The organism is Achromobacter animicus, assembly GCF_902859585.1.
GTDB classification, from domain to species: Bacteria; Pseudomonadota; Gammaproteobacteria; order Burkholderiales; family Burkholderiaceae_B; genus Achromobacter; species Achromobacter animicus.
This window is the reverse complement of sequence record NZ_CADIJM010000002.1, coordinates 316,711-330,302: the sequence shown is the minus strand read 5'-3', so window position 1 is coordinate 330,302 and position 13,592 is coordinate 316,711. Positions and strand designations below refer to the sequence as shown.

At 65.1% G+C, this 13,592-nt stretch carries 15 protein-coding genes; 6 read left to right on the top strand and 9 right to left on the bottom strand.

What is annotated here, in order from left to right:
• Entirely contained in the window at positions 1-1,017 is a 1,017-nt protein-coding gene (locus HV681_RS06345; RefSeq protein WP_175122273.1) for an amino acid ABC transporter substrate-binding protein, read from the top strand.
• A 165-nt stretch (positions 1,018-1,182) separates the two neighbouring features.
• On the top strand, positions 1,183-2,175 hold the full coding sequence (locus tag HV681_RS06340) for a Bug family tripartite tricarboxylate transporter substrate binding protein (RefSeq protein ID WP_254594898.1): 993 nt from the start codon (positions 1,183-1,185) through the stop codon (positions 2,173-2,175).
• An 82-nt stretch (positions 2,176-2,257) separates the two neighbouring features.
• Here HV681_RS06340 and HV681_RS06335 read toward each other — a convergent pair whose 3' ends face one another.
• The 8 genes from HV681_RS06335 to HV681_RS06300 form a co-directional block, all read right to left on the bottom strand.
• Entirely contained in the window at positions 2,258-3,235 is a 978-nt protein-coding gene (locus tag HV681_RS06335; RefSeq protein WP_175122272.1) for a 2-hydroxyacid dehydrogenase, read from the bottom strand.
• Between the two features lie 17 nt (positions 3,236-3,252).
• Positions 3,253-3,462, bottom strand: coding sequence for a hypothetical protein (locus HV681_RS06330; RefSeq protein ID WP_056324762.1), 210 nt, complete (start codon positions 3,460-3,462; stop codon positions 3,253-3,255).
• Positions 3,463-3,506: 44 nt separating this feature from the next.
• Entirely contained in the window at positions 3,507-3,833 is a 327-nt protein-coding gene (locus HV681_RS06325; RefSeq protein ID WP_056324760.1) for a 2Fe-2S iron-sulfur cluster-binding protein, read from the bottom strand.
• Between the two features lie 18 nt (positions 3,834-3,851).
• Positions 3,852-5,045, bottom strand: coding sequence for an FAD-dependent oxidoreductase (locus HV681_RS06320; RefSeq protein ID WP_175122271.1), 1,194 nt, complete (start codon positions 5,043-5,045; stop codon positions 3,852-3,854).
• A gap of 5 nt (positions 5,046-5,050) precedes the next feature.
• Positions 5,051-6,043, bottom strand: coding sequence for a Bug family tripartite tricarboxylate transporter substrate binding protein (locus tag HV681_RS06315; RefSeq protein WP_254594897.1), 993 nt, complete (start codon positions 6,041-6,043; stop codon positions 5,051-5,053).
• 105 nt (positions 6,044-6,148) lie between these two features.
• Entirely contained in the window at positions 6,149-6,718 is a 570-nt protein-coding gene (locus tag HV681_RS06310; RefSeq protein ID WP_175122270.1) for a 3-phenylpropionate/cinnamic acid dioxygenase subunit beta, read from the bottom strand.
• Entirely contained in the window at positions 6,715-8,073 is a 1,359-nt protein-coding gene (locus tag HV681_RS06305) for an aromatic ring-hydroxylating oxygenase subunit alpha (RefSeq protein ID WP_175122269.1), read from the bottom strand. Before HV681_RS06305 ends, HV681_RS06310 begins: the two co-directional genes overlap by 4 nt.
• 36 nt (positions 8,074-8,109) lie before the next feature.
• Positions 8,110-8,874 carry a FadR/GntR family transcriptional regulator gene (locus HV681_RS06300; RefSeq protein ID WP_175122268.1) on the bottom strand — a complete coding sequence of 255 codons (765 nt, stop codon included), beginning with the start codon at positions 8,872-8,874 and terminating at the stop codon, positions 8,110-8,112.
• Between the two features lie 262 nt (positions 8,875-9,136).
• Between HV681_RS06300 and HV681_RS06295 the strand changes: the two genes are divergently transcribed.
• The 4 genes from HV681_RS06295 (at position 9,137) to HV681_RS06280 (ending at position 12,647) form a co-directional block, all read left to right on the top strand.
• Complete coding sequence (locus tag HV681_RS06295) at positions 9,137-9,418, top strand: peptidylprolyl isomerase (RefSeq protein WP_006385706.1); 282 nt, start codon at positions 9,137-9,139, stop codon at positions 9,416-9,418.
• A gap of 234 nt (positions 9,419-9,652) precedes the next feature.
• Positions 9,653-10,585 (top strand): 3,5-dioxohexanoate:acetyl-CoA acetone transferase, encoded by a 933-nt coding sequence (gene kce, locus HV681_RS06290; protein ID WP_175122267.1) that lies wholly within the window; start codon positions 9,653-9,655, stop codon positions 10,583-10,585.
• A 32-nt stretch (positions 10,586-10,617) separates the two neighbouring features.
• Positions 10,618-11,817, top strand: a complete 1,200-nt coding sequence (locus HV681_RS06285) for an ABC transporter substrate-binding protein (RefSeq protein WP_175122266.1) — start codon at positions 10,618-10,620, stop codon at positions 11,815-11,817.
• Between the two features lie 23 nt (positions 11,818-11,840).
• Positions 11,841-12,647 (top strand): SDR family oxidoreductase, encoded by an 807-nt coding sequence (locus HV681_RS06280; RefSeq protein WP_217467829.1) that lies wholly within the window; start codon positions 11,841-11,843, stop codon positions 12,645-12,647.
• A gap of 17 nt (positions 12,648-12,664) precedes the next feature.
• Here the strand turns inward: HV681_RS06280 and HV681_RS06275 are convergent, their stop codons facing one another.
• Positions 12,665-13,591: a LysR family transcriptional regulator gene (locus HV681_RS06275; protein ID WP_175122264.1), complete on the bottom strand. Its 927-nt coding sequence runs from the start codon at positions 13,589-13,591 to the stop codon at positions 12,665-12,667.
• Position 13,592 lies beyond the last annotated feature (1 nt).

The following is a 13,592-nucleotide window of genomic DNA, read 5'->3' as shown; positions in this document are numbered from 1 at the left end:
ATGAAAGCACTCAAACTGGCTGCGGCAGGAACCGCCTTGTTCATCTCGTCCTGGACCGCCCATGCCGGCGCGACCTTCGACGCGGTCAAAAGCAAGGGCTTTGTCCACTGCGGCGTATCCACGGGCGTCGCGGGCTTTTCCGTGAACGACAGCAAGGGCGGCTGGATCGGCCTGGACGTGGACCTGTGCCGCGCGCTGGCCATCGCCCTGTTCGGCGACGCGTCCAAGGCCAAGATCCAGGCGATCAGCGCCGTGCAGCGCTTCACTGCCCTGCAATCCGGCGAAGTCGATGTGCTGACCCGCAACACCACCCTGACGCTGACCCGCGACACGACGCTGGGCCTGATCGGCGTGGGCGTCAACTACTACGACAGCCAGGGCATCATGGTGAACAAGTCCCTGGGCGTGAAAAGCGCCAAGGAACTGGAAGGCGCCACCGTCTGCGTGCAGCCGGGCACCACCACCGAACTGAACCTGGCCGACTGGTTCCGCTCGCAGAACGTGAACTTCAAGCCGGTCGTCGTCGAGCGCCTGGACGAGATCATCCGCGCCTTCGCCGTGGGCCGTTGCGACGCATTCACGGGCGACAAGTCGCAGCTCGCCGCCGCGCGCAGCAACCTGGAAAGCCCGGAAAAGTACGACATCCTGCCGGAGAACTTTTCGAAGGAACCGCTCGGCCCCATGGTCCGCCAAGGCGACGAGCAGTGGTTCAACCTGGTCCGCTGGACCATGAACGCCATGCTGGAAGCCGAGGAATACGGCGTCACGTCCAAGAACGTGGACGAGATGCTGAAAAGCACCAACCCGAACATCCAGCGCCTGCTGGGCGTGACGCCGGGCATGGGCAAGAACCTGGGCGTGGACGACAAGTGGGCCTACAACATCATCAAGACCGTCGGCAATTACGGCGAGAGCTTCGAGAAGAACCTGGGCCCCAACAGCCCGCTGAAACTGGAACGCGGGCTTAACGCCTCGTACCGCAACGGCGGCCTGATGTACGGCTGGCCGGTGCGCTAAAAAACGGGCCGCAAGGCCCGCAACGACTCCCCTAGGGTTAGCCGCAATTTGCGTGCGCTTGTGTGCCCCGTACCGTACGAGAAATATGTTTATCGTACAAAGTCCGGATCACATTTTTGGAGCAGCACGTGAAGCAGTAGGTCTATAACCCAAGGGGAAGTCGTCATGAAACGTCGCAGTGCGTTGAAGCTGATGGGGGCCGCCGCCGGCCTGCACCTGACCGGCGCAAGCTGGGCACAGAACGGGGCGTATCCGTCCCGCGTCATCAAGATCATCGTCTCATCCACCCCAGGCAGCGCCACCGATCTTGCGGGACGGTTGGTCGGCGACCTGCTCTATGCCAAATACGGCCAGAGCGTGGTCATCGAAAACCGCGCCGGCGCCGGTGGCGTCATCGGCATGCAGGCCGCCGCCGCCTCCAAGCCTGACGGCTACACCCTCACCACCGGGGGTCTTGGCCACAACGTGCTGCCCCCCGCCACGCTGCGCGGGCTGCCCATCGACATCCCCACCGCACTGCTTCCCATCGCCCAGGTGGCCGAGTTCGTCAACGCGCTCGTCGTGCGGGTGGACCATCCGGCCGATACGGTGCCTGAGCTGATCGAATACCTGCGCGCCACGAAGCGCAAACCGCTGTACGGCAGCAATGGCGTCGGCAGTTCGTCGCAGATGACGGCCGAGCTCTTTGCCATGCGCACGGGCCTGAAGTTCGATCATGTGCCGTACAAGGGCGCCAGCGAGGCGCTGGTGGGCACGGCCAACGGCGACCTGGACCTCTGTTTCATGAACCTGCCGCCCACGCTGCCGATGGTGGACGGCAAGCGCCTGAAGGCGCTGGCGGTGACCAGCGCCTACCGCGCGCGGCAGTTGCCCAATGTGCCGACGATGCAGGAACAGGGCATGAAGGACTTCGACGTGACGAGCTGGCTGGGCATGTATGCGCCCGCGCAGGTGGACCCGGCGATCATCGCCCAACTGTCCAACACCATCGTCACCGGGCTGGCCGCGCCGGAATACCAGAACCGCATCATCAACGCCGGTTTTGAACCCAAGTTGCGCGACGCCGCGCAGTTCCAGGCATTCTCCAAGGCGGAGTTCAAGCGTTGGAGCGAGGTCGCGCAGCAGGCGGGAATCGTGGTGGATTACGGCGGGAAATAGGGAAAGGCGGGACCGGCTGCATGCGCCGGCCCCGCCATGTCAGCCCCATGTTGGCGGGGCCGCGTCTATCGGCGCAGTGCCGTCAGGCGCGCGCCTGCCACACCTCGGCATTGACCATGGCCTTCGGCTTCTGGCCTGCCAGCGCATCCATCAGATTGGCCACTGCCAGATCGATCATCGCGCGCCGCGTTTCGTGCGTGGCGCTGCCTACGTGGGCCTGCAGCACCACGTTCGGCAAGGCGCACAGCGGGCTGTCGGCCGGCAGCGGTTCCTGCTCCATCACGTCCAGCCCCGCACCCGCGATGGTGCCGGCGCGCAGCGCTTCGATCAGCGCGGCCTCGTCGATCACGGGGCCACGCGCGGTGTTGATCAGATACGCCGTGGGCTTCATCAGTTCCAATTCGCGCTTGCCGATGGAATGGCGCGTTTCCGCCGACAGCGGGATATGCACGCTCAGCACGTCCGACGTCTTGAAAAGTTCATCGCGGTCCACATAGGTGGCCAGGCCTTCGGCCTGCGGGTCCTCGCGGCGGTTGTGATAGATCACCTTCATGTCGAAGGCCTGCGCCGCGCGCGCCACGACACGGCCGATGCGGCCCATGCCCAAGAGGCCCAGCGTCTTGCCGCGGATGTCGCGCGTCAACGGAAAGGCGCCCTTGGTCCAGGCGCCGCTGCGCACGAAGGCGTCGCCCGCCACCAGGTTGCGCGACAGGCACAGCATCAGGCCGATGGTCACATCAGCCACCGCGCCATCCAGCACGCCCGGCGTATTGCAGATCAGCACCTTGCGCCGCGTGGCGGCCGCCAGGTCGACGTTGTCGAACCCAACTGCGAAGTTCGAGCTGACCTTCAGCGCGGGCAACGCATCCAGCAGCGCTTGATCGACCTTGGTGCGCACGGTGCACACCATGCCTTCGATCTGCGCACGCTCGTCCGCGCCCAGCACCTCGGCCGGATTCTGTCCGGTGGGCACTTCGACGATGTCGCAGCGCTCAGCGAGGCGCTCGCGCAGGTCGGGTGGCACGGGTGCGGAGACGATAACTTTGGGCTTTTGATTCATTGGGGGCTCCAGTGGGGTCAGGGTTCGATTGCTTCGACGTCGGTGGCAAATACCTGTTGCTCTCCGGCGTCGACCAGCGCGGGCTCGGCGGGATGGTCCAGGTAACGGACGATCAGCCAGAAGCCGTCTTGCGGGTTCTCGACGATCTCGGCCAACGCGCCACCCGCCATGCGCACGCGCACGCCGGGTTGCAGATCGACGAGGTTGATGGATTTGTTGTCGGCCATGCGGTTGCTCCTTGTGTTCGCGTCTTGCGAGTCAGGCGCCGCGGCTACAGTTCAAGCTGCGACGAAGGCACGCGTACGCGAATGCCGTCCAGCTCGGGCGTCATGATGACCTGACAGGACAGTCGGCTGGTCGGACAGCGCTCGGGCACGACTTCCAGCAGCGCCTCCTCGGCCATGCCGGGCGGCTCCAGCCGCGCGTGCCAATCCGCGTCCACCTGCACGTGGCAGGTACCGCAGATGGCGCCGCCACCGCATTCGGCGACGATGCCTTCCAGGCCATCGCGCCGCGCGGCTTCCATCAGCGACCAGTCGTCGGGCACGTCCAGCACCTGTTCGGCGCCATCGGGCAATTCAAATATCGCAACGGGCATGTTGTCTCCAGGGTTCGTTTACACAGCGGCCGCAACCGCTTCGGGCGCGCCGATCCGTGGCACGCCCTTGATGAATTCCACGGGACTGTCGACCGCTTCGATCGCGGCCAGTCGGCCGTGCTGGTATCGCTCGACCAGCCAGCCCTTGGCAGTGGGCAGCAAGACGTCACGGCAAGGCGCGGCAGGGTCGACGAGGCCGGCCATCTGCAGACGGCGGCCCTGCTGTTCGGACCAGAAGGTGGGCGGACGCGCCGCTGGCGGGGCCTTGCCGGCAATGGTTGCCGCCGCCGTGCGCGCCTGCGCCAGCGCGTTCTGCACGCTTTCGATGCGGGCATAACGCTGCAGCTCTCCGCGAAAGGCGCTTGCGCAATCGCCAATGGCGTAGACGCCGGGTGCCGAAGTCCGGCAACATTCGTCGACGACCACGCCGTCCAGGCAGATCAGGCCCGCCGCTTCGGCAAGCGCCGTCTCGGCAACCGCGCCGATGGACACCAGCACGAGTTCAGCGTCGATGGGCTCTCCGCTGGCCAGATGCGCGCGCCAACCCGTCGCCGTGCGTTCCCAGCGCCGCACCGCCGCGCCGTGGCGGATCTCGATGCCGGCCTCGCGGTGCAGGTCGCCGATGCGCGTGGCAGTGGATTCGGACACCTTGCCCGCCATCACGTTGCCGCCCTGTTCCAGCACCAATACCTCGGCGCCCAGCTTGCGCGCTGAACACGCGGCCTCCAGCCCCAGATATCCTGCGCCCACGACGAGCAGCCGGATGCCGGGGCGCAGCGCCTCGCGCAGCCGGTGCGCGTCGTCCAGGCCGCGCACGGAAAACACCTGTTCGCCCGCCACCTCCGCAATGCCACGCGCGCTGGCGCCGGTGGCAAGCACGCAGTGTTCATAGGCCACTATATGACCCGACGCCGTGCGCAACGTGTGCGCCGCCGTGTCGATGGCGGCCACCGGATCGCCTGCCACCACGATCACTCGCGACTTCTCGTACGCGCTGCCCGCGCGCAACGCGATGCGCTCGGCGCTGGTCGAGCCGGTGAGCAACGCTTTGGAGAGCGGCGGCCGTTCATAAGGCGCATGCGTCTCCGCGCCGAAGAGCGCGATATCGCCTTCAACGCCCGCGGCGCGCAACGCCCACGCGCATTCGACGCCCGCATGCCCCGCGCCGATGATGGCCGTGTGGACACGCTGCGGAGCAGATGAGGTTTCCATGATGCTCACGCTCCGAATTTCAGGGAAATGCTGGCTTTGGTGGCCACCTGCTTCCAGCGCGTCAGCTCGGCCCGGTTCAGCTCAGCAAAAGCACCCGCCCCTCTCGGCTTGGGCTCAAAGCCCGCGGCGGTCAAGGTTTCCACCGACTGGGGTTGCGCCATGCCTTCCTGCAAAGCCGCGCTGAGCTTCTGCACGATGTCGGGTGGCATGCCGGCGGGGCCGTACACGCCCAGCCAGCTCGTCACGTCGAAGTCCGCCACGCCCTGCTCGGCCATCGTCGGCACATCCGGCAACTGCTTGCTGCGATAGCTGCTGGTCACCGCAATCGGACGAATCGATCCCTTGCGGATCAGGCCCATCACCGGCGGCAGGTTGCTGAAGCTGAAGTCCAGATTGCCGTTCACCACATCCACCAGCATCTCGCCGCTGCCCTTGTACGGCACATGCAGCAGGTTGGTGCCCGTGTGCTGCGCGAAGAACGCGGTGGTCAGATGCACCGACGAGCCGATGCCGTTGGACCCATAGTTCAGGCCATCCTTGCTGCGCTTGCGCGCCGTGGCGATCAGGTCGTCGACGCTGCGGATCGGCGAATCCGCCCGCACGATCAGCACGTTGATGAATTCGGCCATCTGCGCAATCGGCGTGAAGGCGCGCGCCGTGTCCAGCGGCAGTCCGGTCACGGTGGCCATCGGCAGCACCATGCCGCCCAGGCCGTTGAGCAGCAGCGTGTAGCCGTCCGGCGGCGCCGAAGCCACCTGCTGGCTGCCGATCATGCCGTTTGCACCCGGCCGGTTTTCCACCACCACCGGCTGGCCGAACTTGCGGGTGAGGATCTCGCCGGCCAGGCGACCCGCCACATCCGTGACGCCGCCCGGCGGATACGGGACGATCAGGCGGATCGGCTTGCTGGGATATGCCGCGTCGGCGCCCCACGAAATTCCCGTCGCCGTCATCGCGGCCGCGCCGGCAATGGCCTTCAGTACAGTACGTCTTTGCATGCTGCAACTCCAGGTGTGGGCGAGCGCGTCCTGTCGGCGGTCAGGCCCCGAGTGGAAGGAAAACCATCGAATCCCGGCAGACGGGCCGGGTCCGGCATGGGCGCGCTAGAAGAAGATCGTCAGCGCCTTCGATAAGAGAACGTTCTGGTCCAGGTGGATCTCACGCGACAGAATCGTGAAGCGTCCATCGCGCCTGCGCAGCACGTCCTCGCGCTTGCCGACGAACAGATTCACTTCGGACTGCAGGCGGTTCTGGTAGATCAGGAAGCGCGACCGCACCCGCACCAGATCGCCGCCGTCGTCGTCTGGCGTCACGTCCAGCACGCGGATGTTGGTCACCAGATGGGACACACGCGAGGCCGGCTCTTCGGCCCAGTGAATGCCCGTCTTGATCTGCGCGACGCGCTGGCGCAGCGTGTCGATGCCTTCGTCGAACCAGGCGGCATCCTGTTTGCCGGAGTATTCCTGCGCCATCGCGTCGCGGCGAACATTGCGCGTCAGCGGCATGCGATACGTGATGGCCTCGTCCAGGAGGGTGAGCCACTTGTCGAACTCGCGGTGGTCCAGCAGATCGGCCTCGTAGTGCAGGAAGCGGTGCGCTTCCCACCACAGCAGCATGTCGTCCACGCTGTCGTCCTGCGCCACGGGCGGCGCGCTCTCGATGGGTGCGTTCATGCCGCCTCCTCAAGGCGCACCGCGCCCGCCATCAGTTGGTCCCAGGACATGCCGTTCATGAACTGCGCCCAGCGCCGGTAGTAGATCCGGGCGTTTTCCTCGGTGTATTCGCCGTTGACCGCACAGCCGGGAATCTCGGGCACGTCCTGGCGGTGGCCCACGCCCATCTGGTAGTTGAAGAAGAGTTCGCGCGACATCGCACCCATGCTGGCCTCGGTGGCGCCCGTCCAGTTCTCCATGTCGTCCGATTCCGTCATGCCGCCCGGTCCGGAATAGCGCAGGAAATAATGGCGAGCCGCCTCCTTGACCGCCTCCGGCGCATCCTTGTCCACCAGATACATGCGCCACATTTCCATCTCGGTCGAGCTGATCGGATGAAACACTGCCAGCGTGCGCGGCTGGCGTCCGTGGAACGACATATTCGGGAAGATGGTGCCCACGCTGGTCTGCACCCGCATCGCCGAACCCAGCGTGCGTTCGCGCTGCTCATGGATTTCGCGGTAGTAGGCTTCCACCTCCGGGTAGCGGCCGTATTGCGGCGCGTAGGGGCCTTCTTCGTAGAACGGCAAGCGGCCCAGCAGGCCGTGGCCCAGTTCCGGAAAACAGATTGCCGACCGCGTGGCCGACGCATCGCGCCGCCCTTTTCCGCCGCCCGGCCCGATGCCCACGATGTCCACCGAGCGGTGGCTGATGTCGTGGTACAGATCGCCAATGAAGTTTTCGGGCGCGAACTTCCAGTTGCACTTCACGCGCCACTTCTGCACGCCACCGATCACTTCCGAGCCGCCCGGGCTGCCGTTGCGGTGATCCAGCGCCGCGTCCAGGTACAGCCGCATGTTGCCGATGTAGTCCAGAAACGGCGGCGCGTTGGGATCCCATGTTGCCCAGATGGCGCCCTTGTAGTTCACCACCTGCGCCACGGTCTTCAGGCCCCACTGCTTCTTGTCGAGCTCGCCCTTGTAGTGCGTCGCGTGGCCGGGCACCCCGACCAGCTCGCCGGGCCGTTCCACCAGTTTGCCGTCGGTGGAAAAGCTCCAGCCATGGTACGGACAGGTGAAGGTGCGGTTGTTGCCGTGGTCATAGCGGCACAGCTTCATGCCGCGATGCGCACAGCTATTGAGCATGACCTGAATCTGACCCTGCCGGTCGCGCGTCAGGATCACGGACTCCGTGCCCATGCGCGAGACGAAGTAATCGTCCGGCTTGGGCACCAGGCTTTCGTGCCCCACAAACAGCCACGCGCGCGAGAAGATCTGCTTCAGCTCCTGCTGAAAGATCTCTTCGTCCACGAAGATGGACCGGCTGACCAGTCCTTCCTCGGCGCGCACCAACTCATCGATCGTCTTCTGACCCATCACCACTTCCCCTTGGAGGATGCCCTTAGTGGGCGCCTACGGCTTCTCAGCCGTGGCCGCCGCTGTACGCAGACGTGCTTCCGTGTTGTCGACGTGCGTGCGCGCGTACTGCCGCGCAAGTTCCACGTCGCCCTTCTCAATGGCGGCAAACAGCGCTTCATGCTCCTTCTGCGCCTGCGCCCCGCGGCCCGCGATCTTGGCCGACCGCGAGCGCGACACGCGCAGGTTCTTTTTGAGCAGGACCGCCAGGAAATCGAAGAAATTCAGATAGTGTTCATTGCGCGTGGCGCGCGCCACGCAGCGGTGGAACTCCATGTCGGCATCCACGCCAACTGCCACGTCGCCGGACGCAATCGCATCGGCCATCTTGCGCAGCGCCAGCCGCATCGCGGCCAGATCGTCCTCGTCCCGCCGAGCCGCCGCCAGTGGAGCTGCCTCGATCTCGAAGCCCCGGCGCAATTCCACGATGCGCAGCACCTGATCCGCGTCGCCAATGTCCGCCGCCTGCATGCGCAGCACCGACGGCCGCGCCGTCTGCATGACGGTCAGCCCGCGCCCCTGCTTGCTTTGCACAATGCCGTCGCCCTTCAGGCGGGAAACCGCTTCGCGCAGCACGGTGCGCGAAACGCCAAGCCGGGTGGCGATGGTCTGCTCTGGGGGCAGGACCTCGCCGACTTGGTAGTCGCCACTGGTAATCTCGTCCAGCAGCATCTCGGTGACGCGGTCCGTCAGATTGGGCTCTGACGAGAACGGCGGGACCGACTCTCTTTTCAACAGTACTCGGGAAGCTGAATCAGGCATAGGAAGTCTCGTCCGAAAACGTGCATCTCATTGCCAGCCCGCGTTGCCTCGGCTGTGGACGCGTCCCGGGAGGGGCGCGTTGAAAATACGATAATCGTATAAGGATATGGGCAGGTATTAGGGGAAGTGCGGATGCTGGTCACATGCGCATACCAAGCCTGAGCCGGGGCCGGATCAATCCCCGTTTATCATTGCCAACGTAGCGAGTTCACGCGAATGCGTTACTCTCCCCTCCCCAAATCAGTCTGCAAGGAGTTCCCTCATGGCACAAGCCTCCGCCCGTCACATCCTCGTTTCCACCGAAGCGAAGGCCAACGAACTCAAGACCGCCATCGAGAATGGCGCTGACTTCGCCCAGCTCGCCAAGGAAAACTCGAGCTGCCCGTCGAGCCGCGACGGTGGCAATCTGGGCACCTTCGGCCCGGGCCAGATGGTCAAGGAATTCGACACCGTCGTGTTCAGTGCCCCGGTCGGCGAAGTGCAAGGCCCGGTGAAGACCCAGTTCGGCTACCACCTGGTTGAAGTGACCAGCCGCAAGGACTAAGTCCTCGCCGCCAATTGGCTCAGAAAGCCGCCGCCCGGAGCGATCCTGGCGGCGGTTTTTTTTCGCCTGGCGCCAGCGCCACGCCACGCTGCACCGCAGCACCGGATTTCCTATCAATTGATAATTTCTGTTCAGGTGACAGAACCTGAAGGCCTGCGACAGAATGGCCTACACCCGGAGGAGACAGCCGGGGCCACAAGAATCCACAGCGCAATCACACGGCGCCAGAGGCCCATGAAAAAGTCCAGGAAGGTCATCATCACCTGCGCCATCACCGGTTCGGTCCATACGCCGTCGATGTCGCCCTATCTGCCCGTCACGCCCGATCAGATCGCGCAGTCTGCGCTGGATGCCGCCGAGGCGGGCGCGGCCATCGTGCATCTGCACGCGCGTCAGCCGGACACCGGCCAGCCTACGCAGGATCCGGCGCTGTATGCGCAGTTTCTGCCGCGCATCAAGGAGGCGTCGGACGTTGTGGTCAACATCACAACGGGTGGATCGCCAGTGTTGCCCATTGCCGAGCGCATGGCGCCGGCCCTGAAGTTCAAGCCCGAAGTCGCGTCGCTGAACATGGGGTCGATGAACTTCGGGATGTATGAGCTGCTGGAGCGGTTCAAGGAATTTCAACACGCCTGGGAACGGCCCTATCTGGAGGGCAGCAACGACCTGATCTTCCGCAACACGTTCAAGGACATCGAGCACATCCTCACGTCTTGCAGTGACAACGGCACGCGCTTCGAGATCGAGTGCTACGACATCGGCCACCTGTACACGGCCGCGCATTTCGTGGACCGCAAGCTGCTCAAGCCGCCGTTCCTGATCCAGTCTGTGTTCGGCATCCGCGGCGGCATCGGCACGCACCCGGAAGACGTCATGATGATGAAGCGCACGGCGGACCGGTTGTTTGGCGACGACTACATCTGGTCGGTGCTGGCCGCTGGTCGAAAGCAGACACCGTTGGCAACGATGGCGGCCACGATGGGCGGGAACGTGCGCGTGGGCCTGGAAGATTCGTTGTGGGACGGCCCCGGCGAATTGGCGCAGTCCAACGCAGACCAGGTACGCCGCATCCGGCGGATTCTGGAAAACCTGTCCTTGCAGGTCGCCACACCCGACGACGCACGCGAGACCCTGCAACTGAAGGGACGCGGCAACGTCGCGTTCTGAAAACACACATCCACCCAGTGGGGAGACGAGACATGAAGAAAACGTTGCGTGCGACGGCATTGGCCGCGCTGTTGGGCATGGCGGGCGCGGCCCAGGCCGATGACGGGGTCATCCGAATCGGATTCATCACGGATATGTCGGGGCTGTCGGCCGACGCCGATGGACCGGGCGGGGCCGAGGCGATCAAGATGGCGATCGCCGACTTGGGCGGCACCGTGGCGGGCAAGAAGGTGGAGGTGCTGGTCGCAGACCATCAGAACCGGGCGGATATCGCGTCGTCACGCGCCCGGGAATGGCTGGATCAGCGCGGCGTGAACATGCTGATCGCGGGCGCAAACTCTGCGGCAGCGCTGGCGATGGCGAAGGTGGCCGAGGAAAAGAAAACGCCGTTCTTCGTGGTGAGCGCGGGCGCATCCGAGCTGACGAACTCACAGTGCACGCCCTATACCGTGCATTACGTGTACGACACGGTGTCGCTGGCGCGCGGCACGGCGCGCGCGATGATGAAGGAAGGCAACAAGGACTGGTTCTTTCTGACGGTAGACCACGCGTTTGGTCACGCGCTGGAGCGGGACGCATCGAAGGTGGTGCAGGACGATGGCGGCAACGCCAAGGGCCGGGTGCGGCACCCGTTGAACACAGCCGATTTCTCGTCGTTCATTCTGCAGGCGCAGGCCTCGGGCGCGCAGGTGCTGGGCCTGGCCAATTCCGCCAGCGACACCAGCAATGCGGTCAAGGCAGCCAACGAGTTCGGCCTGACGCCCAAGATGAAGATTGCCGGCCTGCTGGTGCTGATCACCGACGTGCATGCGCTGGGCCTGCAAGCGGCGCAGAACATGTACCTGACCACGGCGTGGTATTGGGATCAGGACGACGCATCGCGTAAATGGGCGTCGCGTTTCGAGTCCGTGATGAAGAAAAAGCCTTCCATGCTGCAGGCCGGCGACTATTCCGCGGCAACGACCTATCTAAAGGCGGTGGAAGCCACCAAGAGCACCGACGGCGACACCATCATGAAGTGGCTGAAGGCCAATCCGGTGAATGACTTCTTCGTGAAGGACGGCAAGATCCGTGCGGACGGGCTGATGGTGCACGACATGTACCTGATGCAGGTGAAGACGCCGGCGGAATCGAAGGCGCCGTGGGATTACTACAAGCTGGTGGCGCGGGTGCCGGGCGACCAGGTGTATACGTCGCCTGCGGAATCGACCTGCCGCTTGATGAAGCCCTGACCATGAACCGACCGGAAACCCCTATGCATACGCCCGCCGCGATCACCGCCCTGCCCGTCGACCTGTCCGGAAAGCGCGTCATCGTCACGGCCGGCGCGTCCGGCATCGGCGCCGCGCTGGCCGACGCCTTTGCGGAGCGCGGCGCGCGCGTGCATCTGTGCGACGTGGATGAACAAGCCCTGACCGCGTGCCGCCATCCCTGGGCGCGCGCAGATGTGGGCAGCCGAGCCGAGATCGACCGCTACATGCAGACCGCGCTGTCGCATCTGGGCGGGCTTGACGTGCTCGTGAACAACGCCGGCATCGCGGGTCCGACGGCGGGCATCGCCGACATCACGGAAGCGGAGCTGGACGCCACGCTGGACATCAACCTGGCCTCGCAATTCCACACGGTGCGGCATGCGTTGCCGGCGCTGCGCGAGGCTGGCGGTGGCAGCATCATCAACATCAGTTCGGTGGCAGGCCGGATGGGCCTGCCCATGCGCACGCCGTATGCCGCCACCAAATGGGGCGTGGTGGGCTTGACACGTTCGCTGGCGATGGAGCTGGGGCCGCTGAACATCCGCGTCAATGCGCTGCTGCCGGGACTGGTCGCCGGACCACGCATCGAACGCGTGATTGCGGCTCGGGCGAAGAACATGGGCTTGTCGGTGGAGGAACAGACCCGACTGGAGCTGTCGGGCGTCAGCCTGCGGCAGTTTGTTCGCGCGGCGGACATCGCCAACATGGCGTTGTTTCTGGCCAGTCCGTTCGGGGCCATGGTCAGCGGCCAGGCAATCAGCATCGACGGCGATCTGCAATCGCTGCCGTGGCAGCCGCCGGCGCAATGACGGCGTGGCGATCGCCGCTACAGCAGCGCGATCGTCTCCGCGTAAACGCCCTGCCGCCGCGCCTGCGCCGTGGACCTCAGCGCATCCAGCAGCCGCCCGGTCAGCTCGTTGTTGCGGGACTCGGCGCGCGTGATGAGCAGGAAGTCGAACCACTGGCGCGAGGCGAGCGGCACCGCCACCAGATCTGGAAACGACGCGACGATATCGGACGCGGACAGCGCGTTCACCAGGCTGATGCCCTTGACCGCGCGCACCGTGCCCGGCAGCAGCGACATGTGCGCCTGCATGCCGGACCGCAGCAGCAGCGAGTCGGCGATGTCGCCCTGCGCCACCACGTAGTCGGACCACAACGGCTTGACGTAGGTGTCCGGCGGAATATCCAGCACCGAAATGGTCTCGCGTCCGGCCAGCGGGTGTTCCCGATGCGCGATCGCCATGACGTCCGCACGCAGAAACGGGGTGAAGGTCAGCCGCGTGCTGTCGCGGCCCACGGCGCCCAGGCCGAAGTCGGCGCGCATCGTTTCCACCGCGCTGATGACCTGCATCGACGATTCCACGTCGATGGAAAACGGCCGCGTACCGTTGATGTCCAGATAGCGGCGCACGGCGTCGGGCGCGTAACCCAGAGCCAACGCGGGCGAAGAAGCGATGCGCAAGCCGCGCCCGCCGAATTGTTCGATGCTGTGCAGGGCCTCGTCGATACGCACCAGTTCGTCCAGCACGAACTTGGCCTCGCTGTAGAGATACTGCCCCGCCTCCGTGGGACGCAGGGTCTTGTGCGATCTGTCGAACAGCTGGACGCCAGTCGCGCTTTCCAGGCGCGAGATCGCGTGGCTGATCGCCGGCTGCGTCAGGTGCATGGCCAACGCCGCCTGCCGCGTCGAGCCGGTCATGACCACGGCGTAGAAAATCCGCAGGTCGTGGATGTTGAAGTTGCGCTTCATG